Here is a 24,740-nt window from a genome sequence, read left to right as displayed (position 1 = left end):
CCGTTATGGCGCTTTCAAAGCGCCACTCCCTCACTGCCCTTTCGAGCCGTAGGGCTTGATCTCGAGCGGGGGCGTCTTTTCTTCGGGCAGGGGAACGGCCTTCTGCGGTTCGGCTTCGCGGTCGTCCTCGGCCCGGCCGGCACCGCCGTCGGCGGGAGGCTCGGCCTTGAGCAGGCGCACGGCCTGATAGAGGAGGTTGTAGTTGTGGCGGACCGCCGCCGGGAAGGACACCCGCCCGGCTTCGACGATCTTTTCGCGCATCAGCTTGCTGGAAAGGTCGGCCACCAGGTTGCTGCCAATCTTCACCGCGCCTTCCGCCCCGACCAGGGCACCTCCGGCGTCGGCGGTGCTGCGGATGAGGTCGCTGGAAACGGTCCGCCCCTGAACGGCGAGGGTGGATTTGGCCGAGGTCACCGATCCGTCCGGGCCGAAGCTCACTTCGAGCACGGCATGGTCGTCGCTGGCGAGCCAGCCGCGGCGGTGGTCGATGCGGATCGAGGCAAAGATGCCGCCGTCGGGCGAGGGCGAGATCTCCGGCTGGTAGGTCCGGTAGTCAGCTCCCGAAAGGGTGTAGTCGACCGTCTTGTTTTTCCATCCGCCGAGGCTCTCGCCGAAGGCCTCGATGTCGATCTCGACGGCGGCGTGGAGCCCTGCGGGCAGCAGGAACAGGCTGAAAAGAAGCGGGCGGATCATGGTTCGTGGGGGAAGGTTACGGATCGGCGGGTGTGGATTTGTCCCGCATTCATCCCGGAAGCGCCGCCGGGCCGGGGATTTGTCGAGGGGCATTGCCAAGCACCGGGGCGCACCGATAGGCTGCGTCCGTGAGCCGGGCGGTGGATCTCCTCCTTGATCACCTGCGGGCCGAGCAGGCCCGGGGGGTGGAGCATGTGTACCTCGACGAGGAGGCGCGCGAGGTCCTGCGCGACCTTCATCGACGGACGGTGGCGGCGAAGAAGAACAAGGGAGGGACCGCCTCGTCGGCCCCCACTCAGGCGACTCCGGCTCGATCGAAGACGACGGCCCCGGCGAGGCCGCGGGAGGCACCCGCCGCGCCGCCGCCCGCCGAGTTGAAGGTCGAGGGCGCCACGGCGGCCGAGCGCGTCGCCTCGCTCAAGGCGCAGGCGGAGAACTGGCAGCCGGCCAGGGCGATGGGAACCCTGCGGGAGAAGATGGTGTTTTCGGTGGGCGATCCCGAGGCCGAGCTGATGCTCGTCGGCGAGGCTCCCGGCCACCACGAGGAACGGCAGGGCGAGCCCTTCGTCGGCCCCGCCGGCCAGAAGCTCAACGACATCCTCAAGGCGATGGGGGTCGAGCGCACCGGCGTTTACATCTCGAACATCGTCAAGTTCCGCCCGGCGATGCCGAAGCAGACCTCCAACAACCGCAAACCGACCCCCGAGGAAATGGCGGCCTGCCTGCCCTTCGTCCGCGAGGAGGTGAAGGTCGTGCGTCCCAAGTGCATCGTGGCCCTCGGCGGCACCGCCGCGGAAGGATTGCTCGGGCTGAGCGGATCGGTCGGCGCGATGCGCGGAAAGTGGCACGAGTTCGACGGGATCCCGGTCCGCGTGACCTATCACCCGGCCTATCTCCTGCACGGCTCCGCCGCCCTCGGCGACAAGCGCAAGATCTGGGAGGACATGCTCGAGGTGATGGAAATGCTCGGCCTGCCGATCTCGGACAAGCAGCGCGGGTTCTTCCTGCCGAAGGGGTGACGGGTTTTTGCCTCTCCAACCCGGGAATTGTCCATTAGGTTGCGCGTTGACGATGGATGGAAATCTCACGGAGCTGATCACCACCGCGTTTACCGGCGGGGCGAGCGATCTGTTCATTACGGAAGGTGAGCGGCCCCGGGTGCGCCATGATGGAGAGGTGATCATCGCCCATGGCGGCGGGGTGGATCGCGCGGCCATTGCCTCGATCTGGAACCAATGCGGCCTCGATCCGGAGCGGGATCTGGATGGCGACGCGAGCCTGGAGGTTCCCGGTGCCGGCCGCCTGAGGGTGAATGCCTTCCGGACCCTCGGCCGCCTCGCGGTCGTAATGCGGCCGATCAAGAGCGAGATTCCGGATTTCGACACGCTCGGACTTCCCGGCGAGGTGCTCGGCCGCTGGTTGGAACGCCGCTCCGGGCTGGTGCTCGTCACCGGGCCGACCGGCTCGGGGAAATCGACCACGGTCGCCGCCTGCCTGCAGTGGATCAACCAGCGCGAGGCGAGGCACATCGTGACCATCGAGGATCCCATCGAGTATCTGTTCCGGAACGACCGATCCTTCTTTTCCCAGCGCGAGGTGCACCACGACACCGGCGACTTCGAGAAGGCCCTGCGCCAGGCCCTGCGTCAGAATCCCGACGTCATCTTCTTCGGCGAGATCCGCGATTCGGAGTCGGCCTTGAGCGCCCTGCGGGCGGCGGAGACCGGGCATCTCGTGATTTCGACGATCCATGGCTCCGGGGTTTCCGGTGTGCCGGTGGCGATGGAGCGGGTGTCGCGACTCGTCGGCGACAACCGCATGGGAGCCTCGGGTCTGCTTTCCCAGCAGCTCATCGGGGTCATCTCCCAGCAACTTCTGCCGCGACTCGACGGCGGCATGGCGGTGGTGCTGGAGTTCTTCGAGAATGTCGCCGTGACCCGGAAGTGGATCGCCGAGGGTCGCTTCGCGGAATTGCGTGACCACGTGGACGAGTGTCGCGACGACACCGCCTGCTCCTTCCTGCGCTACCTGGTGGCGGCGGTGGAGCAGAACATCATCGATCCAGACACCGCGCGTGCTTCCAGCGACCGCCCGCAGGATCTGGATCGTGCCCTGCGAGGGATCTCCTGAATCGCAATCTCCAAGCCATGAGCGAAGTCCGAGAAATCACCGAATACCTGCGGCAGACCGTCGAACTCGGCGGATCCGACTTTCACCTTTCGGCCTGGGCCCCGCCGGCGGCGCGGGTGTCCGGAGTCTTGCGGCCTCTTGAGGATTTCCTGCTCGATCCCGGCACCGTCGCCCGCCTGATCGACGACACCTTGAGCGAGAAGCAGCGGGCCAAGCTGGCCGAGGATCTGGAGCTCGACTATGCCCTGCAGATCGAAGACGTCGGCCGCTTCCGGGGGAACGTCCACATCGTCCGTGGCAGTCCCGAGGCGGCCTTCCGCCACATTCCCGAGGAAATTCCGGAGTTGGGGACGCTCGGTCACCACCCGGTGGTCGACCAGATCTGCCAGTTGCACCGGGGCCTCGTGCTGGTGACGGGCATCACGGGATCGGGGAAGTCGACCACGCTTGCGTCCATGATCCGCCGGATTTCCGAGACCCGCTCGGGCATCATCGTGACCATCGAGGACCCGATCGAGTTCCTCTTTTCCCACAACAGCTGCCTCGTCAAGCAACGGGAGATCGGCCGCGACACGCGGGCCTTCCCGATCGCCCTGCGTCAGGCGCTGCGGCAGGACCCCGACGTGATCGTGGTTTCCGAGCTTCGGGATCTGGAGACCATCCGCATCGCCCTCACGGCGGCGGAGACCGGACACCTCGTGCTTGCCACCTTGCACACGCTTGACGCGCCGCAGTCGATCGACCGGCTGATCGACGTCTTTCCGGCCGACCAGCAGGCGCAGATCACCACCCAGCTCGCGGGGGTGCTCGAGGCCATCGTCTCGCAGCGGCTCATGCCGCGCGCCGACGGGCAGGGCCGGGTGCTGGCCTCGGAAGTGCTGCGCGCCAACCACGGCATCCGCGCCTGCATCCGCGACCTGAAGGTCGAGCAGTTGGTGGGTCTGATGGAGATCGCCCATCAGGACGGCAACCGCACGATCGACCAGTCGATCGCCGCCCTGTTGGAGAACGGCGTGATCACCCGCGAGGAAGCCATTGCCCATGCGCGCGAGCGGCGTAACTTCGACCAGCCCGAGCCGCCCAAGAAACCCAAATCGATCTGGACCTGATGGAACTCCGCGTCAGAGACGTCCTCCGCCTGTTGTTCGTCGGCATTGCCGTGCTTGTCGGCGTGCTGGTGGCGCTGAAGCAGTACCGCATCTATCGCGACAAGGGTGAGCTGGTGAACGAAGTCCGCGAACTCACGTCCGAAGCGTCGTTCTACCGGCAGTTTGATGCCGCCGGGGCCGAGAGCGTGCTCTTGCGCACCGTTGCCGCCGTGGAGGATGCCCGCGACCTGGGTCTGCCGCCGACCGAGCTTTTCGACCGCGTCTATGAGCGCCGGAAAAAGGACCGCTTCGACTACCGATCATCCCAGCAGTACCCGGTGCGGGAGCAGCTGGTCCGGCGCACGCTCGACCAGGCCCATCGTGCGGCGGATGAACTCGGCCTCCTCAGTTCGCGGTATCTGAAATCGTTGCGCGACGGGGAGATGCCGCGCACGGATGCTGGGCGGCCGGTCATCCTTCCACTCATCGACCCGGCGATCTCACCCGGGTTCGAGAAGATCGTTCCCAACCTCGAGATCCACCCGCCGGAGACCGATCCGCATCGTGAACTGAATGCGATCCAGACCGCCGCCGCGCGCCAACTCGCCCGCGACCTCGAACGCGCCAGCCTGATCGAGGACAGCGTGGCGGACCTCATTCTCGACCGCTACAAGACGGAAGTGCCGGTCGAAGCGGAGTAAGGCCGGTCAGTTGAGTATGTAGTTCCCCCTTCAGGGGGTCTTCAGAGCCAGGGTGAAGCCCCTGGCGTGGCGAGACGTTAGATCTTTCCGGGATGATCCGATGTGCTGGGCTTCACCGCAAAGGGCGTAAAGTCCGGACCGGTGAGATCAAAGTCCACCATCCGGAACTCAAGACGTCTGCTGAGTTCCCCAAGCTTGTAGCCGCTAACGGTTTGACCCCCTGAAGGGGGGAACTACGAACAGAACTTCATACCGCGTAGGCCTCGCGGAAGCGGAGCACGGGGTCGCCGGGAGCGTGCGGGAGGCACATGCGGTCGATCATCTCCTCCCACTCGTCGTGGCCCTTGAGGATCTCGACCTCGATGCGCAGGAACCAGATCGGCACGGTCATGTCGGTGGGGCGGGGGAAGCGCACGGCGTCCTTCTCGGTGGTGACGACCAGCTCCATGTCGCGCTCGATGCAGCGGGTCATGAAGGCGTCGACCTCTTTGCGGGTGAAGCGGTAGTGATCGGGGAAATGGCGGCGGATCTCGACCCGCGCTCCGAGCCGCTCGATGCTGCGCTCGAAACTTTCCGGCACGGCGATGCCGGAAATCGCGGCGACCCACTTGTCGCGCAGGAATTCAAGATCCTCGCGGCGGCCGGTGAACAACTCCTCGAGATAGCGGGGGCCGTGGGTGCATTCGATGATGGGGGCGAAGCGGTTGTGACGGCGGAGTTCCTCGATCAGCGTGTCGTTCGGCGTGCCGTCGCACTTGGTGATGAGGATGTAGCTGGCACGGCAGAGATTGGCCGGCGGTTCACGCAGCGTGCCGCGCGGCAGCAGGTGGCCGGTGCCGTAGGGGGCGGTCTTGTCGACCAGCACGATGTCGGTGCCGTGGGCGAGCCGCAGGTACTGCAGGCCGTCGTCGAGCACCAGCGTGTCGGCCTCGAGTTGCCGCACGGCGAAGCGGCCGCCCTTGATGCGGTCCTTGTCGACGACCACCGAGACCCCGTCGAGGTTGCGGGCGAGCATGAAGGGTTCGTCGCCCGCGTATTTCGAATCCAGCAGCAGCGCGCGGCCGTCCGAGACGACCTTCGGCATGTCCTCGGCGTCGATCGGCTGGCCTTCGGAGTCCTTCCACTTCTGGGTCTCCTTGAGGCGGCGGCTCTTGTAGCCCCGCGAGAGGATCGCCACCTTGCGCCCGCGGTCGCGCAGGGTCTTCGCGAGCATTTCGGTCACGGGGGTCTTGCCGGTGCCGCCGACGGTGATGTTGCCGATCGAGATGACGTGGGTGCCCAGATGGGCCTGCTGTTTCCAGCGCTTGCGGAAGATGAGCAACCGCAGCGCGACCAGCCCGCGGAAGACGAAGGAAAGCGCGCTCATCGCCAGGCGCGTCATGCCCGCGCGGAATCCCCGGGCGCGGCCGAAGATCACATCGGCGCCCCAGCGTTCCAGCTCGGCGAGGGTTTCCTTCATGAAGCGTGCCGACTATGGGGGATGCGGGAGCCTGGGGCAATAGGTCGTATGGGACCTATGGGACCTATGTCGCTTCGCTGTGCTCGCGGAAATCCTCCAACTTCCCCGCCACGGCGGCCGGCACCACGGCGTGCACCAGCACGTCGTTTCCCTCGTAGTCGGTGGAAAGGATCTTGGCGTCCTCGTGAAGCAGGGCGACGAGGTCGGCCCGGGACTGCGGAATGCGGTAGCGCACGCGGCGCACGCGGTCGGCCAGTAAGTGCGAGCACTCGGTGAGGAGGGCGTCGATCCCCTTGCCGGTGAGCGCCGAGGCACGCAGGGCGTCGGGATAGAGCTGGTCGATCCGGGCGAGTTCCTCGGGGTCCTCGACGCGATCGATCTTGTTGAGCACCGTGATGACCTTCTTGTCGCCGGCGCCCAGCTCCTCGAGGACCTCGAGTGTGGTGTCGTGGAAACGCTCGATCTCCGGGGCCGAGGCGTCGAGGACGTGGATGAGGAAATCGGCGAGCACCGCTTCCTCGAGCGTGGCCTTGAACGCCTCGACCAGGCGGTGGGGCAGGTTGCGGACGAAGCCGACCGTGTCGGTGAGCAGCAGCGGCTGGCCGTCGGGCAGGTCGATGCGGCGGGTGGTGGTGTCGAGGGTGGCAAAGAGCATGTCCTTCGACAGCACGTCCGAGCCTGACAGGCGGTTGAGCAGGGTGGACTTGCCGGCATTGGTGTAGCCGACGATGGCGGCGTGCGGAGTGTCGAGGCGTTCGCGGTTCTGGCGTTGGGTGGCGCGCTGCTTGCGGACGTCCTCGAGTTCGCGCTTCGCCCGGTCGATGCGCACCCGGGCCATGCGGCGGTCGACCTCGATCTGCTTCTCACCCATGCCGCGGGCGGCGGCCGCGCCGCCGGAGCCGCCGCCGCCCTCGCGGTCGAGGTGGCCCCACATCCGGGCCATCCGCGGCAGGGCATACTGCATGCGGGCGAGTTCCACCTGCAGCCGCGCCTCGCGGGTGGCGGCCCGCTTGGCGAAGATGTCGAGGATGACCTCCTCGCGGTCGATCACGCACAGGTCCGAGGCGGCCTCCCACTCGCGCTGCTGCGAGGGGGCGAGCTGGTTGTCGAAGACGATGCAGTCGCACTCGTGGGCCCTGGCGAGTTCGACGATCTCGGCGGCCTTGCCGGTGCCGCAGAGGAACTTCTTGTGCATCGAGCGCGACTTCGCGAGCAGCTTGTCGACCACCCCGATGCCCAAGGTGCGCACGAGCTCCTCGAGTTCCTCGAGCAGGGCCTCGGACTCGTCGGCTTCGCGGGGATCGAAGTAGAGGCGCACCAGCAGCGCCCGTTCGACCATCTCCGGCTTTTCGCGGACTTCAAACATGGAGTGGGGCGGGGGGAATAGCAGCGGGATTCCGGTCGTGCGAGGGCAAAGGTCGGGCCGGACCTCCGGGCCGACCGCGGGTCGGGGATCCCCGGTGTTCTGCCGGACGAGCGGGCCGCTCGTCCCTACCTGGTGTAGGCCGCCTTACGGACGAGCAACTATCCGTCAGGGCTGGATCGGGCCGGCTACCACGGATTTAGGGGGATTAAACGGATTACGTAGATTCTTTGGTCCCTGCAAATCTGCGTAATCCCCTCAATCTGCGGTTCCCAAAACCACCAATCTGTTGGACGGACCACACTAGCCCTCAGGCGCGAAGCTCATGATGATCCTGAAGCGGGCAGCTTCTTCCATCAACGACTTCAAGGAGCATCCTCGACCCTGTAGAAGGCGCTGGTGCCTGCGGGCAACACGACTTCCAGCGTCGTGGTGGCTCCGGTGGCGGTGAACGCGCCTCCGGGTGCCGCCACCGTGTCGGCGGTGACCGATCCTGCCGGCACCCCGAAGCTGGACAGATCGCCGGATTCGGTCAGCAGGTAGTCGGAGCCCGGGGCCAATCCGCTGATCTGGATCTGCAGCTTGTTGCCCGGGATCATGCCCACCGACTCGATTTTCGGGGCGCCGACCGGCACCTGCAGGGTGCCGGTGGCCTTGATGATGGCGTTGGTCTCGACCGTGAAGGAGTCGGCGGTTCCCTCGGCGTTCTGGTAGGTTTTGAATGAGGAGATGGGGAGGATCAGTGTCACATTGTAGGATCCTGGAGAGCTGCCCGTTGGTGTGAGTGTCACGGTTCCGGTGCCGTTGCCGGTGCCTGCGATGGGTTCCTCCTCTGAAACGGTTCGATCGATGGGGTTCACGCTAGGCGGAAAACCGAATACGTTCACAGTAATATCCCCCTCAAGGGTGCCGCCGATCACATTAAAAGTGTGTTCAGACGCATCGAACTCCCCATTGGCGATGCTTGTCATCGCGCCTGGACGAGTGGTCGTGAAGACCACGGTGGAGAGTCCATTGGCCCTCAGGTCATAGGTTACCGTGGTGAGGCCGTCGCGTGCGCTTCCGCCGAATATGAAGTCGTCGTCGCCGGGGTCGCCATCGTCGGCGAAAACGGTACCGCTTGTGAGGGTCAGCTCCGACGTCTTGTGTGTGGTCAGGTCTACGTCGAGCGTCGCATTCATCGAGCCGTTGAGATCACAGGTATCGGTGGATGGGGGCAGATCGAAGCCCTCTGCGGGCAAGGGATCGACCGTCATCGACAGGACATTGAAACCCGACCCCGGGGGTTCCAGCGTCAACTGGCAGGTCGCTTGAACGGCCCAGGCCTGGGTGACGAGCAGCGGGATGAAGGCAAATCGCATGGCGCGGAAAATCGGTGGCGGCGGCCCTCTTGTCAAAGCCCGGTTTCCATCCACCTCCGGAGGATTTCGACGGCGGCGGCCTGGTCGATCACCTCTTTCTGCCGCCTCGCCTTGCGGCCCGCCTGCCGCAGTTTTTCGGCGGCGTCGACGGTGGTGTGGGACTCGTCGACCAGGACGAGGGGGATTTCCGGCAGTCGCGCGGCGAGTTTTTCCGCGAATTTCCGGACTTTCGCGGCGGCGGGGCCTTCCTCGCCGTCGAGATTCAGCGGGAGTCCGAGGACAAGCGTCCGGATCCGCCGCTCGCCCGCAATCCCGGCGATGCGGTCGATCGGCGGGGTGGTGCGGAGGTCGATGGTCTCGACCGGATGGGCGAGAATGCCCAGTGGATCGGTGGCGGCGATGCCGATGCGGGCGTCGCCATGGTCGATGCCGAGGGCGGGATGGTGGAGTTCGGAGTTCAGATTTAAGAGTTCAGATTTCCGGACCTGAACCCTGCAATCTGCACTCTGCACTTGGTTAGAGCAGTTCGGGCGGGAGCTTCGGGGAGAGCTTCTTGATGTCGTCGGCCTGGTGGCGGTTGGCGATGAGCAGGGCGTCGCCGGTCTGCACGACGATCAGGTCGTCGACCCCGAGCAGCGCGATCTTGGCCCCCTTGCGATCGTTGAAGACGATGTTGTTCTGCGAGTCGATCTGGGCGACCGGGTCGTTGGAGCAGTTGTTGTCGGAGTCGGTCTCGAAATACTTCGCCACCGAGAGCCACGAGCCGACGTCGTCCCAGTCGAAGGTAGCCTCGATGTTGAGGACGCGGCCGGCTTTTTCCATGAGCGCGTAGTCGATGGAGATCGGCGTGAGTCCGGCAAACCGTGCGGCGACGGTGGCGTCCAGGTCGGTCGAGTTGCGGAGTTCGGCAACGAAGTCCGCCAGCTCCGGCGCATGGCGGCCGAGCTCGTCGACGACGGTCGGCAGCGACCAGACGAACATGCCGGCATTCCAGGAAAAGCTGCCGGCGGCGATGAAGGTCTCGGCCAGCTCGGCGCTTGGCTTCTCGCGGAACCGCTCGACCTCGAAGGGGCGGTTTTCACCCTCGAAGCCCGGGATCGATGCCGGCGAGCCGCGCTCGATGTAGCCGTAGGACGGGCAGGCCCATGTCGGCTTGATGCCGATGGTGACCACTCCGTTGGTGGCTTCGGCCGTGGCCACGGCGTCGCGCATCACGGCGTGGTAGGCTTCGGTGTCGCGGATGAGCTGGTCGGCGGGCAGGACCATCATGGTGGCGTCGGGGTCGCGGTTGGCGACGAGGCCGATGCCGAGGGCGACCGCCGGCGCGGTGTCGCGCTTGGCCGGTTCGGCGAAAATGTTCTCCTCCGGCAGCATCGAGGCGACCTCGCGCACGGCGTCGAGCTGCACGGCATTGGTGAGGATGAGGATGTTCTCGAGCGGGACCAGGCCTTCGAGGCGGCGGATCGTCTGCTCGAGCAGGGTTTCCTCACCGAAAAGCCGCAGCAGCTGCTTCGGGCGGGCATCGCGGCTCAAGGGCCAGAAACGGGTGCCGGAACCACCGGCGAGGATCAGGGCGTAGGTCGAAGGCATGTCGGCAATGGGCTGAGGGGGTGAACCGGGCGCACTTTAGGCACGAGGGTTCGGACGGAAAGCCTGAATCGGCGCGGTGCGTTTCCGGATTGTCCCCGCGCCGGGCACTGCTAGGTTCCCTTCATGAGTCACGAGAACGTTGATCCGGACATCGAGTGGACCGAGGCCTCCGCGCTGGCGTCGCCCGCCCTGCTGGGAGCCGCCGCCGGCCTGATCCTCGGGGAGGTGATGCACGACAATGCCCGCCGTGGCGTGGCGATCGGCCTGGCCGCCCTGGGCGTGGCAGCCCTGATGCCGCTCGCGGTGTCGGGGATTGTCGATCTGATCAATGGCCCGCATTCCCGCCGCGGTGTGCAGCGCCGGATCCGCGGGATCCGCGACGCGGGTGATGGCTTCGTCGAGACCCAGCTCGAAGACGCCGGGGTGATCTGATGCCGCGGATTGCCGTCACCGGCACCACCGGTCGGGTCGGGCGGGCGCTGGCACGGCGGCTGGCGACCGATCACGAGGTGATCGAACTGCCACGGACCGACTGGGATTTTTCCGATCCGTCGACGGTCGAAAGGGTGGGCGGACTCGGGTTCGACCTGCTCGTCCATCCCGCGGCGGTCACTTCGCTCGAGCGCTGCGAGGAAGAGCCGGAGCTGGCCAGGCGGGTCAATGCCGAGGCTCCCGCGGCATTGGCGGCGCTGTGTCGTCGGCACGGCGCGGCGATGATCCATTTCAGCACCGACTACGTGCTCGAGGGATCGTCGCCGGGCCTGCGGGACGAGTCGGCAGCCGTCGGGCCGCTGTCGGAGTATGCCCGGACGAAGCTCGCGGGCGAAGAGGCGGTGCTTGCCGGGGGCGGTTGCGTGCTGCGGGTCTCGTGGGTCCATGGTCCGGAGCGTCCGGCCTTTCCCGAGCAGGTCGTCGGGCGGGCGCTGGCCGGGCAGCCGCTGGCGGCGATCGACGACAAGTTCTCGCTGCCGTGCCACACCGGCGACCTCGCCGAATGGGTGGCGGAGTTGATCGACCGGGGACCGGGCAACGAGCTCCTCCACGCCTGCAATCCGGGCGAGCCGGTCAGCTGGAAAGACATGGCCGAGTGGGTGGTGGAGATCATGCTCGAGAGGGAAGCCATCCCGGGGCGTCCGGAAATGATCGCCCAGCACCTCGACGAGGTCCCGTTTTTCAAGGTCCGCCGTCCGCGCCACACCGCCATGGCGACCGGACGCCTCGCGCAGCGTCTCGGCCGGCCCCTGCGGCCGTGGCAGGAAGCCATGCGCGAGCACGTCACGGTCCTGTTGGACGATCTCCTAAGCCGTTGACCCGGGGGATCCGGCATGCGAGCTTTTCCCTGATCATGAATGCGCGCGTTCCCTGTATTTCAGCTCTCGGGCTGCTTCTCGTCGGTTGTGAGACCGGCGGACCGATCAATTCCAGCTTTGACCCACTCGATGCCGCGGGCGGGTATGGCACCCAGGCCAACGTGATCAACACCGGCTACCGTGCCGGGGAGTTCGTGACCGCGGTGATGGACAACACCGGATTCTACAAGGAACGCCCCGACGGCGAGGCCAATGCCGACAAGCTGCTCAAGGCCGATACCTCGATGAAGGTGATCTCGGACGATGGAAGCTTCGTCAAAGTCGAGCTCGACACCGGTGAGCTCGGATACGTCTCGACCGTGCAGGTGATGGGCGAAAACGAGGGGTCGAATTTGCCGCCGGGCTCCGAAGTTCAGGTATGGCCGCCGGTGGATGGTGGCCCGATCCCGGTTGCGGATCCGAGTGAAGCGGATCCCGACGTTCCGCTCGTGCCGACCGACATCGATCCGGACGCGCCGATCGACGAGCCAATCCTCCCGGACGTCGCGCCGGAGGACGATCCGGCGGTCGATATTCCGCCACTTCCCGATCCGGTGGATGCCGGAGCGGATGGGGCTGGAGAGGATGCCGCTGCGGACGGCGAGGCCGGGAACGACCCCGCGCCCGCTGCGGAATAAGAGGAGAGCCAGAGGAAGAGGAGAGCCAGAGGAGGGCCGCTCAGCCCAATTCGCCGAGCACCTTGCGGATCGCGTCGAAATCCGGGAGATCCTTCGGGTGGTCCTGAATGTCGACGTGGCGGACGATGCCGCCCTTGTCGATGACGAAGGCGGAGCGCTTCGGCACGCCGCCCATGATCAGGTTCGCTTCGGGGAGGAACTGCTCGTAGGCCACGCCGTAGGCCTTGGCCGCCTCGTGTTCGTAGTCGCTGAGAAGTTGCACCTTGATGCCTTCCTTCTGGGCCCAGGCTTCCTGAGCGAAGGGGTTGTCGCCCGAAACTCCGACGACGACGGCGTCGAGCGCCTCATACTCGGACATGCCGGCGGTGAGGTCGCAGAATTCCTGGGTGCAGACGCTGGTGAAGGCCATCGGGAAGAAAAGCAGGACCACGTTGCCCTTGTCGGTCAGGTCGCTGAGTTTCACCACTTCGGGGCCGTCCGCGCCTTTGCTGACGAGGTTGAAATCGGGGGCTTGATCGCCAATCTGGAGTGCCATGAGGATTGTTGGTTTGAGGTTCAGGCGGACTATGACCATGCTCGGGCGGAGGTCAACGGCTCATGGATTTTGAATTTTCACGGCTCGGGCACGAGCTTGCGTCACCGAGCGGCATCAGCGAACTGATGGAGGATCTCGGCAGTGCGCTGAACTCCGGGGAGGATGTAAAGATGCTCGGAGGCGGCCAGCCGGCGCACATCCCGGAGGTCAATGCCCTGTGGCGTCGGCGGATGGAGGAAATCCTCGCCGATCCCGGCGCCCTCGAGCGGATGCTGGCCAACTACGACCCTCCCCGTGGCTCGCCAGGGTTCATCGCCGCCCTGGTGAAGTTGTTCCGGCGCGAGTTCGGGTGGGAAGTCGATGAATCGAACTTCGCGGTCACCGCCGGGGGCCAGACGGCGTTCTTTTTCCTCTTCAACCTCCTCGCCGGGAACATGCCCGACGGTCGGCGGAAGAAGATCCTGCTGCCGCTCGTTCCGGAGTACATCGGCTATGCGAACCAGGGCACCTGCGGCGAAATGTTCCGCGCCGTCCCACCGAAGATCGAGAGAATCGGCGAGCACGAGTTCAAGTACCGGGTCAATTTCGACAGGCTGGAGATTGGCGACGACATCGCCGCGATCTGCGTGTCGCGACCGACGAACCCGACCGGCAACGTGCTGACCGACGGGGAGATCGCCCAGTTGTCGGACATCGCCAAGGTCCACGGCATCCCGTTGATCATCGACAATGCCTATGGTGCCCCGTTCCCGAATGTCATCTTCACCGAGGCGACGCCGGTGTGGGACGAGCACATCATACTCACCCTGAGCCTGTCGAAGATCGGCCTGCCGGGGACGCGAACGGGAATCGTCGTCGCCCATCCCAAGATCGCCGCGGCTGTCGCGGGGATGAGTTCGGTTGTCGGGCTCTCCAATCCCAACATCGGCCAGGCGATCGCCCGGCCATTGGTCGAGAGCGGGGAAATCCTGAAGCTGTCGAACGAGACCGTGCAGCCGTTCTACGTCGAGAAAAGCCGGCTGGCGCAGAAGTGGGTGGCGGAGTCCTTCGGCGATGACTTCCCCTACCGGGTCCACCGCAGCGAGGGGGCGCTGTTCCTGTGGCTGTGGTTCCCGGACCTGCCGATCACTTCCAGGGAGCTCTATCAGCGACTCAAGGAGCGCGGCGTGCTGATCGTGCCGGGGCACTACTTCTTCTTCGGTCTCGAGGATGAGGCATGGCGTCACCGTGACGAGTGCCTGCGCATGACCTTCACCATGGACGGGCCGACCGTGCGCGAGGGCATCCGCATCATCGGTGAGGAAGTGCAGCGGGCGTGGGGCCGATAAGGAGCAAGGAGCGCCGATTATGAAATCGGCACCCGCACGATTCGAGTTCAGGACGATGAGGCCGATTTCATAATCGGCGCTCCACCTCACGGTGGGTCAGCGCACCGGTCGGGCAAGCGGCGATGGCTTCCTCGGCGGCGATGCGCAGGCCTTCGTCGAGGGTGCCGTGGAAGGGCACGCCGAGGTGGACGTCGAAGCCCCGGCCGATGAAGGTCAGCCCCAGCGCTTCGGCATGCCTGCCGGCGACCTTGATGCAGTTGCCGCAGCGGATGCACTTGGCCGGTTCGAAGCGGACCAGCGGATGCTCGATGTTGCGCGAATACCGGAGCCGCTCGCCGGTGTTGTAGCGCTTCGGGTTGACCTCGTAGTCGATCGCGAGCTGGCGCAGCTTGCAGGTGTCCGCCTTGGCGCAGTGGCACATCACGCAGCGCCGCGATTCGGCCAGCGCGTGGTCGATATCGACCGTCTCTTCCCGGTGGGCGTCCGAGGATTCCTTGAGGAAGTCGTCCATCTCACCGTCGAGGAGTTTCCCCATGAAGATGGAAAAAGGCTTCGGCGGGCGTTGGACGGGCCGTCCGCGGAGGTGCTGGTCGATGCAACTGGCGACCGCCTTGGCATCGGCGACCGATTGCACCGGCTTGCCGGTCGGTCGCAGCACCCGGCCGGCGGCGAAAATCCCGGCGGTGCCGACGACCCTCATCGTGTCCTTGTCGACCTCCGGCTTGTCGTCCCCGGGTCCGGTGGCGATGAGAACGGCATCGAACTCGCCGAGCAGGGGCGCCGGATCGTCGATCTCCCGGCCGGTCACCAGTTCGACTCCGGACGACTTCAGCAAGTCGAGTTCGGCGGCGAGGGCCGTGCCGGGAAGATCGGGATACTCGCGGCGGATGCTGTCGGCGGGGCCGTCGGCGCGTTCGAAGACCACCGGTCGATAGCCCTGCCGGGCGAGAAACCAGGCCGCGGAAAGACCCGTGAATCCGGAGCCGATGATGGCGATCCGTTCGTCACGGACCTCCGCTGCCGGGGAAGGAGCGGAGGTCGCCCCGACATTGATGGCGTGAAGCACGAGCTCGGCGATGGCGACCGGTTCGTCGTGGGTGCCGCGACGGCAACCCGATTCGCAGGGCCGGTGGCAGACGCGGCAGAGGACGCCGGGGAGCGCCAGATCGCGGCGGACGATGCCGGCGGCCTGGTCCGGCTCGTCCTGGCGGAGGTGCTCGAGCACGGCGGGGATGGTGAGCTGCGCCGGACAGATGCGCTGGCAGGGCGAGAGGCAGTCGCCCATGTGATCGCTGAAGAGAAGCTCGAGCGCCATCCGGCGGGCACCCCGGACGTCGTCGGAGGCGGACTCGATTTCCATGCCGTCGACCACCTTTGAAGCGCAGGATGGGATGAGCTGCCCGCTGTGCTTCAATTTCACCGCGCAAACCATGCAGGAGGCCCCGGCCTCGTAGCCCTCCATGTGGCAGAGCGTGGGGATCTCGATGCCGGCGGCCCGGGCCGCCTCGAGGATGGTGCCATCCTCCCGGGCGGGGATTTCGCGGCCGTCGATGGTGATGGTGGGCATGGGTGAAGGAGCGCGCGACGCTGTCGCGCATCGTGAGTTCTGGAAGTTGGTGGAGTGGATGGGTTGGCGGGATTGGGAAGAGGTCGCGTTGGGATATTCCCTCAATCGTGAGGCATGGTGGCCGGAGTGGATTCGGTGGCGGGTTTCGAGGCGGTGCGCGACAGCGTCGCGCGCTCCTTGCTGGCGACGGTGATGGCATTCTCCGGGCACGCCTCGAGGCAGGCGTTGCAGCGGGTGCAGAGGGCGTCGTCGATGTGGTGGCGCTGGTAGGGGGTGGCGGCGATCGCATCGGCCGGGCAGCGTTGGGCGCAGAGCGTGCAGCCGATGCATTCGGCGGTGACCGAGTAGTGAATCAGGTCGCGGCAACTGGCGGCGGGGCAGCATCCGTCGAGATGGGCCTCGAATTCGTCCCGGAAATGCCGGATCGCGGTCAGCACCGGGTTGGGGGCGGTCTTGCCAAGGCCACAGAGCGAGGCGCGCTTCACCATCTCCGAGAGTTCCAGTAGTTCGTCGAGGTCCGTGCGCTTTCCCCGGCCCGAGACCAGGCGGTCGAGGATGTCGAGCATGCGTCGCGTGCCGACCCGGCAGAAGGTGCACTTCCCGCACGACTCGCACTGGCAGAATTCAAGGAAGTAGCGGGCGATCGAGACCATGCAGTCATGCCGGTCGAGCACCACCAGTCCGCCGGAGCCCATGATCGCGCCGGCTTCCGAGAGCGACTCGTAGTCGATGGGGGTGTCGGCGAGTTCCGCCGGCACGCATCCGCCGGACGGGCCGCCGATCAGGACGGCCTTGAAGGGCGAGCCATCGGGCGTTCCCCCGCCGATGTCCTCGACGATCTCGCGCAGGGTGAGACCCATCGGCACCTCGATCAGCCCGCCGCGCGCGACCTTTCCAGCCAGCGCGAAGACCTTGGTGCCCTTGCTCTTTTCGGTGCCGATCACGTGGAAGGCCCCGGCGCCGTGGCGCAGGATCCATGGCAGGTTGGCATAGGTCTCGACGTTGTTGATCAATGTCGGCCTGCCATGCAGTCCCTGCTCGGCGGGGAAGGGCGGCTTGAGGCGCGGGATGCCGCGGCGGCCTTCCATCGATTCGAGCATCGCCGTTTCCTCGCCGCAGACGAAGGCACCGGCTCCCTGGAACACCTCGAGGTCGAGGGAGATCCCGGAGTCGAACAGGTTGTTGCCCAGGCAGCCCCTTTCGCGGCAGATGCGGAGGGCTTCGTTCAGGCGCTCGACCGCCGCGGGATACTCGGCGCGGACGTAGAGGAATCCCTTGTCGGCACCGACGGCGTAGGCGGCGATGGCCATGCCCTCGATCACGCGGAAGGGGAAGGACTCCATCAGCATCCGGTCCATGAAGGCACCGGGGTCGCCCTCGTCGCCGTTGCAGATCACGTAGCGGTGCTCGGCCGCGGTGGCGCGGACCACCCGCCACTTGCGGGCCGTGGGAAAGCCCGCGCCGCCCCGCCCGCGCAGGCCGCTCCGCTCGACCTCGTCGATGACCTCCCCCGGAGCCATCCCGGCGAGGCATTTCCGCAGTCCGTCGAAGCCCCCGTGGGCGAGGTAGTCGTCGAGGTCGAGCGGGTCGAGACGGCCGTAATGTTCGGTGGCGATGTGGGTCTGCGGTCCGAAGAAGGCCGCCACCGGTGGCGGCGGATCCTGCTCGGGTGGGACGGGGTCGGGTGATCCGCCGATCAGGCGGTCGCAGGCAAGCGAGACCCCGTTCCGGATCCGGGGCCACAGGCCCTCCGGCCGGAAATGTCGCAGCAAGGTCGGCTCGACCTGCTCGGGCGTCAGCCCGGAAAAATCCAGCGTGGGCTCGCCGGGACGCGCCAGCCCGATCATCGGCGTGCGATCGCACATCACCACGCAGCCGACGCGCTTGATGGCGACCGGCAGGTTCCGGCGCCGGATCGTCTCCCGCAGCGCGTCGTGGGTGGCGCCGCATCCGCGGGCGACGCAGCAGGAGTCGAGGCACAGGCTCACTTCCCCGAGCGGACGGGACGGGGGCGCCAGGGGACGCGGCTTGCGGCGTCTGCGTGCGCGCTTTTGTCCGGCGAGAAAGCGGTCGATCAGCCCGGGTGCCTGTTCGCGGGTGAGGTGGCCGTGGGTCTGGTCGTCGATCTGCACCACCGGGGCGAGCGTGCAGCAGCCGACGCAGAACACCTTCTCCAGCGTGAAGCGCTGGTCGGCATCGGTGTCTTCGCCGGGGCCGAGGCCGAGGTGGTCGGAAAGCGCCTCGTGAACGATGCCCGCGCCCTGGATGTGGCAGGCGGTGCCGTTGCAGACGCGGATGTGATGGCACCCCATCGGCCGGTGCCGGAACTGGGTGTAGAAGGTCGAAACCCCCGCGAGGGTGGCGGGGTCGATCTCGGTGAGTTGGCAGACGCGCTCCAGCGCGGGCTCCGGCAGATAGCGATAGTGGCTCTGCAACTGCTGCAGGATGGGCAATGCCTGGTCGGTGCCGTGGCCGAGCCGGGCGACGACCTCATCCACGTAGCCGAGATCGACGTCAGCCTTCATCGCCTCCGATCGCGTAAAGGTGTTCCCGGCCCCGCAGGTAGATGCGGCCCGGTCCGAAGGCGGGGGTGGCTCCGATTTCCTCGCCGAGCGGGTGGCGTGCGACTTCGTGGAAACCTTCGGCGTCGACGTCGCCGATGATCGTCTCGCCTTCCATCGTCAGCAGCCAGAGACGACCGTTCACCAGGACCGGCGAGGCCTGGAAGTCGTCCTCGAGATCGTGTTCCCAGACTTGATCGCCGCTCTGCGCGTCGTAGGCGAAGAGCCGGCCGTAAACGACGGTGTAAACCCGCGGGCCGTCGCACAGCAGGCTGCAGATGTCCGGGTAGTCGTCCTCGTCGCGCTTCCAGAGCACGTGGCTGTCGGTGACGTCGCCGCGGCCGTCGACCTTCACCGCGATCAGGCAGGCACCGGTGTTGGTGAAATAGGCGACGCCGTCGTGATACGCCGGCGATGGGGCGACATCGCCGGACATCGCCTTGACCTTCCACAGCTCGGATCCGTCGGCCGGGTCGTAGGCGATGATCCAGGGGTTGGCCGCCGTCAGGATCTGCGGCTGGCCCTCGTGCTCGATGACCATGGGGGAGACCCACGAGGCCGGCACGGGCCGGTCGGTGGACCAGCGGGTCTCGCCGGTGGCGGCGTCGAGCGCGAGAATGCGCGACAGGCCGTCCTCGGCACCGCCGCGGTCGTAAACGACGATCACCAGGTCGCGCCACATCGCCAGCGAGTTGGCATGGCCGTAAAGGTTGTCGGCCTCGCCGAGGTGCCGCGCCCAGAGCGGGCTGCCATCGGTGCCGACTCCGACGATTTCGCCATTGGCAAAGATCGCGATCACGCGACGACCGTCGGTGACCGCGGTCGGTGCGGCGAAGCCGGTTTCCTCCATCACCGCGGGGGGATCGAAGCGGCTGCCTTGGGGAGTGCTGACGGGCGCGCTCCACAGGATCCTGCCGGTCGTGGCATCGATGCCGTAGATCGCGCGCTCGTCCTCGGTCGCGCCGCTCAGGTAGATCCGGTCTTCCCAGACGACTGGCGAGTTTTCCCCGGGGAGGGGGATGGCGGTCTTCCAAAGGATGCCTTCACCGGTTTCTCCATTCCACCCGGCGGGGAGCTTGTCGACGGTCGCGACGCCCATGCCGCCGGGGCCGCGGAAGCAGGGCCACTGGGCCGCCCATTCTTCGGGCTCGGGCCACCACGCCTCGTTCACGGTTGGCGCCGGTTCGGGGAGGTCACCCCCGACGGCGGGGGCGGCCTGCCATTGGCGGGTGCGGCCGCCGACCATGGCGGCGGTCAGGCCGGTGAGCACGATCAGCGTGCCGCCGACGGCCTTCGCCGCGACTTGGGCGGAACGCATGCGGTCCTCCGGTTTGGCGGAAAAGACCGGGACCCGGGGTCCGCGCAGGTGGCGAGCCAGGTGCAGGGCGACGATGAAAGCCAGGCCGCCTCCGAGCAGGGTGAAGCCGCCCCGGGTGGCGAAGCTTTGGCGACGGAAATACTCCAGCCGGAGATCCTGATCGAGGGTTCGGATCCGGTCCTTGAGGTCGGCGTCGCCCGGGTCGGCGGCGAGTTGCTGCTTGAGGCCGACGAGCTTTTCGGAATCGACCAGGCGGAAGCTTTCGTCGGCCCGGTGGAGCTGGATGCCGTTGTGCCACAGCAGGCCTGCCAGGACGGCGCAGAACACGCCGGCCACGATCGCGATCCGGTGGACGGCGACACGCAGGGCGGAGCGGACTTCGGGATCAGACATGGCTGCCTCCGGGGATGTCAGTGGGAAGACCGAGCCGCTGCCGCTCGTAGGGGCAGGAGCTGAAGCAGCGGGCACAGGAGACGCAGTCGGCTGCGTCGGTCTCGTAGTCCGCCGTCGGCCGCGGAAAGGCCACGCGGATGAGATGGAGCGCGGCGGCCACGCCGAAGATCGCCCCGAGGATCCGTCCCAGCGTGAGCGAACGTTCCTCAAGTACGGCGACCGCCGTATTCAGCGAGGTGCGATCCGCACCGGACTGCCGCCAGGCGGTGATTTCGTCGGGTGCCGGTTCGGGCAGCGTGCCGGCATCGGCCATCGCCACCTGCCCGGCCAGTTCCCCGGTGGGATGCCATGCCACCGAAACCAGGCCGACCTTTCCTCCCAGCCAGCCGAACAGCACGGCGGCCAGCGGCACGAGAACCAGCAGGGATAGGGTGCGCAACCGGGCATCCCGGTCGTCGGCGGGGGCGGTGGGCGTCCGGGTCGGCAGGTGGATCGCGCCGTAGGGGCAGGCGTTCTCGCACAAGCGGCACTGCGAGCAGTGGTCGGGCGTGACCGAGGGGCGGAAGCGCGAGACCCGCGAAAGCAGGCCGAGCAGGGCGCCGTAGGGGCAGAGCCAGCGGCAGTAGGGGCGGCCGACGAACATCGAAAGCACCAGCAAAACGCCGCCGACCAGCAGCATCGTCCGCGGGCCTCCCATCCTGAAGATGCCGACGAAGGGGTCGTACTTGCAGATCAGGAACATCCCGCCGGTGGCCGCCAGCAGGACGGCCAGGGTGAGGTAGATCCACGGCAGCAGGCGCAGCGGCTGGTCGAGCCAGTGGGGAACCTTCAGCGGACGGACGAGCACGAGGTCCTGGATCGCCCCGTGGGGGCAGACGCCGGCGCAGAAGCTGCGGCCCCAGATCAGCGCGGTGAGCAGCGGCAGGCTGAAGAAGGCGATCACCGCCAGCGGCACCGCGTAGCCCGGATCGGCGAGCCCGAGCGCGACATTCTGCACCGAGCCGATCGCGCAGACGCAGCCGCGCCGCCAGAAGCCGAAGTAGGCGAGGGCCACCAGCGAAAGGATGACGAGGCCCTTGCGCGAGCGGAGGCGGAGCGAGATCCACGAGGCCAGGAGAAGGCCGAGGCTGAGCGCGGCGACATCGATCCACGCCTGCGTTCTCGCTTGGGAGGCGGGAACGACGGTTTCGGGGATCTGATGCCCGCCGCTGAAGTCCGGCGGCGGGAAGCGCTCGATGCCCAGAGCGGGCAGTGCCAGCAGCGCCAGGAGCAGCAGAATTCTCACGCCTCCTCCTTTCCTCGCAGCAGGTAGGGCTCGGAGCGGGGGACCAGGCGGAAGGCCTCTGCGGGGCAGGCGGTGGCGATCGCGCAGCGGTTGCAGTCGACACAGCGGTCGTGGTTGACCTGGAGGTAGAGCGAGCCGTTGCCGAACATGTTGCAGCCCTTGACGCATTTGCCGCAGCCGACGCAGAGGTCCGGCTTGATACGGTATTCGTAGTAGGGATGTTCGATGTAGGTCCGCTCGATCGCCCCGGTCGGGCACAGCTGGTTCTCGGCACCCTCGTCGAGGTTCACCGGGTCGGGTTCGAAGTAGCCGGTGCACAGCTCGCAGTAGCCGCACATGCCATGGGAGTGCACCGTCTTCACCGCGGAGATCTCAAGCACGCATTCGGTGGCGCACAGACCGCACTGGATGCAGGCGTCGGGATCGATCTGCCACACCTCGTCGTCGCGCTTGTCGCGAGTCGCCAGCGCTCCGGTGGCGGTGCCGATGCCCAGCAGGCCCAGCCCGCGAAGGCCGCCCGAGAGCAGTGCGCGGCGGTTCATTCCGGGGGCCTCAGCCATCGCCGTCCTCCTTTCGAACCATGATTCGCACCGTGCCGCCGATCGCGTCGAGGATGAGCACGCGGCCCGCGGCATCGACCACCACGTAGATCCCCGCGCTTGCCGCCTCGGGTGTGCCGGCCTGCGTGGCCTGCACATACTCCGGGAAGGACTCGGTGCCGGCGACGATGCCGGTGAAGGCACCGCACTCGTCGTAGGTTTTGACGCGGGGCAGGCCCTTCTCGCCGGTCACATAGCCGCCATCGGGAAGCAGCGCGAAGCTGACGGGATTGCAGCAGCCGCAGAAGCCGTCGATCGCGAACGAGGCCCGGCCCCAGGCCAGCTCGAGGTCGCCGTCGGTGGTCCAGGCTTCGATGGTGTGCTTGCCGGGATTGGCGATGCGCAGCAGTCCGTCGGGTGCAGCACGGACGCAGAAGTAGGGACTCGGCACGACGAAGCCCTCGATGCCCTTGTCGGGATCCCGTTGTCCGATCGTTTGGAGCGGGCGCCCTTCGAGATCGAGCACCCGGATCACCCGGGCATGGGCATCGGCGAGGAAGATCCGCGAGTCGGCGACGGCGATCGAGGTCGGCAGCACGTCTTCAAGTTCCCAAACGGCGCGGACCTTGCCGTCCGGTGCGATCACCTGCACCTGGTCGGGAAGGCCGGCGAGCAGGCTTTCGTCCGGCAGCACGGCGACGGCGTGGACCCGGCCTTGGATCGGGCTGAACCCGAGCTCCCGGCCGTCGGCATCGAAGCGCCGGATGCCGTCGTCGCCGCAGACGAGGATGTGGCCCCCGGGGGTGGTGCAGAGATTACGGGGGCGCTCGAGGCCGCTCGGGAACCGGCTGAGCTCGCGCCATTGGATCAGGCCGGGGTCGGAGGTCTGAAAACGGGAGACGTCGTAGGTGAACTCGGGTCCGAGCGGTGGACGCTTCGGGGCCGGGGGGTCCTGGGTGAGGCGCTTGACGCCGATCCCGCCCAGCGCACCGAGGCCGGCCAGACCGCCGCCCCACAGGGTCGCCCGCAGCAGCCGGCGACGACCCGAATCGGGTTCTGACCTTTGCTCAGCCATCGTCGGAAGGATACGTCCGGGGGATGCCCGCATGCTTGGCCGATTCTGCCTTTGGCAGCGCACAGCCATCGAAAAGCGGACAGCCGCCGCAGGGGCCCCGGGTGCGGCATTCGCCTTTCAGCGAGCGGGCACCCAGCCATGCGGCGACGCCACCGACGGCCCCGAGTCCTCCGTAGCGAAGGCTGCGGCGGACCATTTCGCGGCGGGTGAGGGTGGGTTTCATGGGGAAGGATCGAGGCGAAGATCGAGGCAGCGCATTTCGGTCAGGTCGCGGACGATGAGCAGGCCGCCGGCGATCGCCATCGGGGCCCACGAATCGTGGCCGTCGAGCACCTTGGCCCGGGCCAGCATTTCGAAGCGCTCGTTCGATGCCGCCGCCATGGTGAGTTCACCGTGGTCGTCCATCACCAGCAGCTTGCCGTCGGCGATCAGGAAGGGTCCGAGCCCGAAGCGGTGCGAGGGACCGCTGCTCCAGAGCACGCTGCCGTCGGGGTCGAGACACACCAGCTCCCCGTCCGGCCGCACACCGAACAGGTGATCCTCATACCAGATGGGGGTCTGCTGGGTCGCGCCGAAGGCATCGTCGTCGAGGCGGAACAGCGGTTCGCTTTTCCAACCCTCGGTTCCCGAGCGGACCTGCAGCATCAGGCTGCCGGCCTTGTAACCTCCGGACAGGAACAGCCGCCCGTCGGGCAGCGGCACCGGGGTCGGCACGGTGGCCAGGCTGATCCGCCATTCCGGGGTGCTCCACAGCAGGGTGCCATCTTCGGCGGAAATGCCGGCCACGCCGCGGTGACCGCAGTAAACGTAGGTCCGGACCCCTTCGATCTCGGCGACCGCGATCGAGGCGTGGGTCATTTTCCAGGAGAGTGTGTTCGGGGTGCTCCACAGGGTTTCGCCGGTGGGGAGGTCGAGGGCGCAGAGCAGGGGGCCGTCGGGCGGCCTGCCGGCCGGTGCGAGGATCACCCGGTCGCCATCGACCAGCGGACACTGGCCGGCATACCAGGGTGGGATCTCGGTGCCGTGGTCGCGCACCAGGTCGGCGCCCCAGCGGAACTCGCCGGTGGCGGCATCGACGCAACTCACGTGGCCCATCGGACCGAGCGCCACGACCGCATCGCCCGCAACCGCGGGCACCGTGCGGGACATGCCGTGGTTGCGCTTGACCGCGACCGGGTAGGAGAAGCGCCAGATTTCGCGCCCGTCGGCGAGCGACAGGCAGCGCAAGGCATCGGCCTGCGCTTCACGGTCGTAGTCCATCAGGTAGACGCGCCCCGCATGGATCGCCGGCCCGGCGTAGCCTTCGCCGACGGCCACCGACCACTGCTGCGGCGGTCCTTCCTCCGGCCACGAGTCGAGCAGCGGGATGCGCTCCGGTGAGATGGCATCGAGGCCCGCACCACGAAAGCCCGGCCATGAGCCCGGCAGTTCCGCGGCAATACCCGGACCCGCGGTGGTGGTCCCGGACTCGAGCGGAGAGGGTCCGCTCAACGCGGCCGCGTCCTTCCGCCCTGCCGCCGGAATCCGGAGCGAAACCTCATCCGGCCCACCACGAAAGGCGAAGACAAGCAGACCCCCCGCCAGCAGCGCGAAAGCGAGCGGCGCGAGCAAAGTCGGCCACGACCGAAAAGCGGTCATGGAAGGATCCTCGGATTTTTGTGACTCATTCACAAGCAATGACTCATGAATACGCAGGCGATGCGCAGCGATTGCCGGGATTTGCGGGGCGGGGGAGGAGGTTCGGCCCGGCAACCGGCATCGGTGCTG

The 24,740-nt window shown here is 67.0% G+C and carries 23 protein-coding genes; 8 read left to right on the top strand and 15 right to left on the bottom strand.

Annotated features, from left to right (window positions below; translation table 11 throughout):
* Window positions 1-30: 30 nt before the first annotated feature.
* Window positions 31-693, bottom strand: coding sequence for a hypothetical protein (locus ACG2LG_RS16875; protein WP_396260928.1), 663 nt, complete (start codon window positions 691-693; stop codon window positions 31-33).
* Between the two features lie 128 nt (window positions 694-821).
* Between ACG2LG_RS16875 and ACG2LG_RS16870 the strand changes: the two genes are divergently transcribed.
* From ACG2LG_RS16870 to ACG2LG_RS16855, 4 genes are read left to right on the top strand one after another with little or no spacing between them, the layout of a single operon-like run.
* A complete protein-coding gene (locus ACG2LG_RS16870) occupies window positions 822-1,712 on the top strand; it encodes a uracil-DNA glycosylase family protein (RefSeq protein ID WP_396260926.1) in 891 nt (296 codons plus the stop codon).
* Window positions 1,713-1,764: 52 nt separating this feature from the next.
* Window positions 1,765-2,823, top strand: coding sequence for a type IV pilus twitching motility protein PilT (locus ACG2LG_RS16865; RefSeq protein WP_396260924.1), 1,059 nt, complete (start codon window positions 1,765-1,767; stop codon window positions 2,821-2,823).
* Window positions 2,824-2,840: 17 nt separating this feature from the next.
* Window positions 2,841-3,932, top strand: coding sequence for a type IV pilus twitching motility protein PilT (locus ACG2LG_RS16860; RefSeq protein ID WP_396260923.1), 1,092 nt, complete (start codon window positions 2,841-2,843; stop codon window positions 3,930-3,932).
* Entirely contained in the window at window positions 3,932-4,612 is a 681-nt protein-coding gene (locus ACG2LG_RS16855; protein WP_396260922.1) for a hypothetical protein, read from the top strand. The genes ACG2LG_RS16860 and ACG2LG_RS16855 overlap by 1 nt, the downstream gene beginning before the upstream one ends.
* A 247-nt stretch (window positions 4,613-4,859) precedes the next feature.
* On the opposite strand, the gene lpxK is transcribed toward ACG2LG_RS16855, so the two are convergent.
* The 5 genes from lpxK to ACG2LG_RS16830 all read right to left on the bottom strand — a co-directional run bounded on the left by lpxK (window position 4,860) and on the right by ACG2LG_RS16830 (window position 10,385).
* Window positions 4,860-6,071 (bottom strand): tetraacyldisaccharide 4'-kinase, encoded by a 1,212-nt coding sequence (gene lpxK / locus ACG2LG_RS16850; RefSeq protein ID WP_396260920.1) that lies wholly within the window; start codon window positions 6,069-6,071, stop codon window positions 4,860-4,862.
* A 64-nt stretch (window positions 6,072-6,135) separates the two neighbouring features.
* The gene (gene hflX / locus ACG2LG_RS16845; RefSeq protein ID WP_396260918.1) at window positions 6,136-7,437 is read right to left on the bottom strand and encodes a GTPase HflX; all 1,302 of its coding nucleotides are present in this window, start codon (window positions 7,435-7,437) and stop codon (window positions 6,136-6,138) included.
* 362 nt (window positions 7,438-7,799) lie between these two features.
* Complete coding sequence (locus ACG2LG_RS16840; RefSeq protein ID WP_396260916.1) at window positions 7,800-8,795, bottom strand: hypothetical protein; 996 nt, start codon at window positions 8,793-8,795, stop codon at window positions 7,800-7,802.
* Between the two features lie 32 nt (window positions 8,796-8,827).
* Complete coding sequence (gene ruvX, locus ACG2LG_RS16835; RefSeq protein ID WP_396260954.1) at window positions 8,828-9,256, bottom strand: Holliday junction resolvase RuvX; 429 nt, start codon at window positions 9,254-9,256, stop codon at window positions 8,828-8,830.
* Window positions 9,257-9,311: 55 nt separating this feature from the next.
* Window positions 9,312-10,385, bottom strand: coding sequence for a mannose-1-phosphate guanylyltransferase (locus tag ACG2LG_RS16830; RefSeq protein WP_396260914.1), 1,074 nt, complete (start codon window positions 10,383-10,385; stop codon window positions 9,312-9,314).
* A 123-nt stretch (window positions 10,386-10,508) separates the two neighbouring features.
* Between ACG2LG_RS16830 and ACG2LG_RS16825 the strand changes: the two genes are divergently transcribed.
* From ACG2LG_RS16825 to ACG2LG_RS16815, 3 genes are read left to right on the top strand one after another with little or no spacing between them, the layout of a single operon-like run.
* Window positions 10,509-10,817: a hypothetical protein gene (locus ACG2LG_RS16825; protein ID WP_396260912.1), complete on the top strand. Its 309-nt coding sequence runs from the start codon at window positions 10,509-10,511 to the stop codon at window positions 10,815-10,817.
* Window positions 10,817-11,695 (top strand): SDR family oxidoreductase, encoded by an 879-nt coding sequence (locus ACG2LG_RS16820; protein ID WP_396260910.1) that lies wholly within the window; start codon window positions 10,817-10,819, stop codon window positions 11,693-11,695. The genes ACG2LG_RS16825 and ACG2LG_RS16820 overlap by 1 nt, the downstream gene beginning before the upstream one ends.
* 35 nt (window positions 11,696-11,730) lie before the next feature.
* Window positions 11,731-12,372: a hypothetical protein gene (locus ACG2LG_RS16815; protein ID WP_396260908.1), complete on the top strand. Its 642-nt coding sequence runs from the start codon at window positions 11,731-11,733 to the stop codon at window positions 12,370-12,372.
* Window positions 12,373-12,412: 40 nt separating this feature from the next.
* On the opposite strand, the gene ACG2LG_RS16810 is transcribed toward ACG2LG_RS16815, so the two are convergent.
* The gene (locus tag ACG2LG_RS16810) at window positions 12,413-12,907 is read right to left on the bottom strand and encodes a redoxin domain-containing protein (protein WP_396260906.1); all 495 of its coding nucleotides are present in this window, start codon (window positions 12,905-12,907) and stop codon (window positions 12,413-12,415) included.
* A 62-nt stretch (window positions 12,908-12,969) separates the two neighbouring features.
* On the opposite strand from ACG2LG_RS16810, the gene ACG2LG_RS16805 reads away from it, so the two are divergent.
* Window positions 12,970-14,235: a valine--pyruvate transaminase gene (locus tag ACG2LG_RS16805; protein ID WP_396260905.1), complete on the top strand. Its 1,266-nt coding sequence runs from the start codon at window positions 12,970-12,972 to the stop codon at window positions 14,233-14,235.
* A gap of 67 nt (window positions 14,236-14,302) precedes the next feature.
* Here ACG2LG_RS16805 and ACG2LG_RS16800 read toward each other — a convergent pair whose 3' ends face one another.
* The 8 genes from ACG2LG_RS16800 to ACG2LG_RS16765 all read right to left on the bottom strand — a co-directional run bounded on the left by ACG2LG_RS16800 (window position 14,303) and on the right by ACG2LG_RS16765 (window position 24,611).
* A complete protein-coding gene (locus ACG2LG_RS16800; protein WP_396260903.1) occupies window positions 14,303-15,802 on the bottom strand; it encodes an FAD-dependent oxidoreductase in 1,500 nt (499 codons plus the stop codon).
* A 101-nt stretch (window positions 15,803-15,903) separates the two neighbouring features.
* Window positions 15,904-18,327 carry an NAD(P)H-dependent oxidoreductase subunit E gene (locus ACG2LG_RS16795; RefSeq protein WP_396260901.1) on the bottom strand — a complete coding sequence of 808 codons (2,424 nt, stop codon included), beginning with the start codon at window positions 18,325-18,327 and terminating at the stop codon, window positions 15,904-15,906.
* Window positions 18,317-20,074, bottom strand: a complete 1,758-nt coding sequence (locus tag ACG2LG_RS16790) for a PQQ-binding-like beta-propeller repeat protein (protein ID WP_396260900.1) — start codon at window positions 20,072-20,074, stop codon at window positions 18,317-18,319. Before ACG2LG_RS16790 ends, ACG2LG_RS16795 begins: the two co-directional genes overlap by 11 nt.
* Window positions 20,067-21,359 carry a 4Fe-4S binding protein gene (locus ACG2LG_RS16785; protein WP_396260898.1) on the bottom strand — a complete coding sequence of 431 codons (1,293 nt, stop codon included), beginning with the start codon at window positions 21,357-21,359 and terminating at the stop codon, window positions 20,067-20,069. The genes ACG2LG_RS16790 and ACG2LG_RS16785 overlap by 8 nt, the downstream gene beginning before the upstream one ends.
* Window positions 21,356-21,901: a 4Fe-4S binding protein gene (locus ACG2LG_RS16780; RefSeq protein ID WP_396260896.1), complete on the bottom strand. Its 546-nt coding sequence runs from the start codon at window positions 21,899-21,901 to the stop codon at window positions 21,356-21,358. The genes ACG2LG_RS16785 and ACG2LG_RS16780 overlap by 4 nt, the downstream gene beginning before the upstream one ends.
* A gap of 10 nt (window positions 21,902-21,911) precedes the next feature.
* Window positions 21,912-22,973 carry a hypothetical protein gene (locus tag ACG2LG_RS16775; protein WP_396260895.1) on the bottom strand — a complete coding sequence of 354 codons (1,062 nt, stop codon included), beginning with the start codon at window positions 22,971-22,973 and terminating at the stop codon, window positions 21,912-21,914.
* Complete coding sequence (locus tag ACG2LG_RS16770; protein WP_396260893.1) at window positions 22,966-23,196, bottom strand: hypothetical protein; 231 nt, start codon at window positions 23,194-23,196, stop codon at window positions 22,966-22,968. The genes ACG2LG_RS16775 and ACG2LG_RS16770 overlap by 8 nt, the downstream gene beginning before the upstream one ends.
* Window positions 23,193-24,611, bottom strand: coding sequence for a PQQ-binding-like beta-propeller repeat protein (locus tag ACG2LG_RS16765; RefSeq protein ID WP_396260891.1), 1,419 nt, complete (start codon window positions 24,609-24,611; stop codon window positions 23,193-23,195). The genes ACG2LG_RS16770 and ACG2LG_RS16765 overlap by 4 nt, the downstream gene beginning before the upstream one ends.
* Between the last annotated feature and the right edge of the window lie 129 nt (window positions 24,612-24,740).

The organism is Haloferula sp. A504, from assembly GCF_044385805.1.
In the GTDB taxonomy this organism is placed as follows: Bacteria; Verrucomicrobiota; Verrucomicrobiia; order Verrucomicrobiales; family Akkermansiaceae; genus Haloferula.
The sequence above is the reverse complement of the archived record's forward strand: the minus strand, read 5'-3'. Positions and strand labels throughout refer to the sequence as shown.

What these genes read in the sequence shown, in the direction of transcription:
- ACG2LG_RS16875 (WP_396260928.1), bottom strand. Translation starts at nt 693, where the DNA reads ATGATCCGCCCGCTTCTTTTCAGCCTGTTCCTGCTGCCCGCAGGGCTC.
- ACG2LG_RS16865 (WP_396260924.1), top strand. Translation starts at nt 1,765, where the DNA reads ATGGATGGAAATCTCACGGAGCTGATCACCACCGCGTTTACCGGCGGG.
- ACG2LG_RS16860 (WP_396260923.1), top strand. Translation starts at nt 2,841, where the DNA reads ATGAGCGAAGTCCGAGAAATCACCGAATACCTGCGGCAGACCGTCGAA.
- ACG2LG_RS16855 (WP_396260922.1), top strand. Translation starts at nt 3,932, where the DNA reads ATGGAACTCCGCGTCAGAGACGTCCTCCGCCTGTTGTTCGTCGGCATT.
- lpxK (WP_396260920.1), bottom strand. Translation starts at nt 6,071, where the DNA reads ATGAAGGAAACCCTCGCCGAGCTGGAACGCTGGGGCGCCGATGTGATC.
- hflX (WP_396260918.1), bottom strand. Translation starts at nt 7,437, where the DNA reads ATGTTTGAAGTCCGCGAAAAGCCGGAGATGGTCGAACGGGCGCTGCTG.
- ACG2LG_RS16840 (WP_396260916.1), bottom strand. Translation starts at nt 8,795, where the DNA reads ATGCGATTTGCCTTCATCCCGCTGCTCGTCACCCAGGCCTGGGCCGTT.
- ACG2LG_RS16830 (WP_396260914.1), bottom strand. Translation starts at nt 10,385, where the DNA reads ATGCCTTCGACCTACGCCCTGATCCTCGCCGGTGGTTCCGGCACCCGT.
- ACG2LG_RS16825 (WP_396260912.1), top strand. Translation starts at nt 10,509, where the DNA reads ATGAGTCACGAGAACGTTGATCCGGACATCGAGTGGACCGAGGCCTCC.
- ACG2LG_RS16820 (WP_396260910.1), top strand. Translation starts at nt 10,817, where the DNA reads ATGCCGCGGATTGCCGTCACCGGCACCACCGGTCGGGTCGGGCGGGCG.
- ACG2LG_RS16815 (WP_396260908.1), top strand. Translation starts at nt 11,731, where the DNA reads ATGAATGCGCGCGTTCCCTGTATTTCAGCTCTCGGGCTGCTTCTCGTC.
- ACG2LG_RS16810 (WP_396260906.1), bottom strand. Translation starts at nt 12,907, where the DNA reads ATGGCACTCCAGATTGGCGATCAAGCCCCCGATTTCAACCTCGTCAGC.
- ACG2LG_RS16805 (WP_396260905.1), top strand. Translation starts at nt 12,970, where the DNA reads ATGGATTTTGAATTTTCACGGCTCGGGCACGAGCTTGCGTCACCGAGC.
- ACG2LG_RS16800 (WP_396260903.1), bottom strand. Translation starts at nt 15,802, where the DNA reads ATGCCCACCATCACCATCGACGGCCGCGAAATCCCCGCCCGGGAGGAT.
- ACG2LG_RS16795 (WP_396260901.1), bottom strand. Translation starts at nt 18,327, where the DNA reads ATGAAGGCTGACGTCGATCTCGGCTACGTGGATGAGGTCGTCGCCCGG.
- ACG2LG_RS16790 (WP_396260900.1), bottom strand. Translation starts at nt 20,074, where the DNA reads ATGTCTGATCCCGAAGTCCGCTCCGCCCTGCGTGTCGCCGTCCACCGG.
- ACG2LG_RS16780 (WP_396260896.1), bottom strand. Translation starts at nt 21,901, where the DNA reads ATGAACCGCCGCGCACTGCTCTCGGGCGGCCTTCGCGGGCTGGGCCTG.
- ACG2LG_RS16775 (WP_396260895.1), bottom strand. Translation starts at nt 22,973, where the DNA reads ATGGCTGAGCAAAGGTCAGAACCCGATTCGGGTCGTCGCCGGCTGCTG.
- ACG2LG_RS16770 (WP_396260893.1), bottom strand. Translation starts at nt 23,196, where the DNA reads ATGAAACCCACCCTCACCCGCCGCGAAATGGTCCGCCGCAGCCTTCGC.
- ACG2LG_RS16765 (WP_396260891.1), bottom strand. Translation starts at nt 24,611, where the DNA reads ATGACCGCTTTTCGGTCGTGGCCGACTTTGCTCGCGCCGCTCGCTTTC.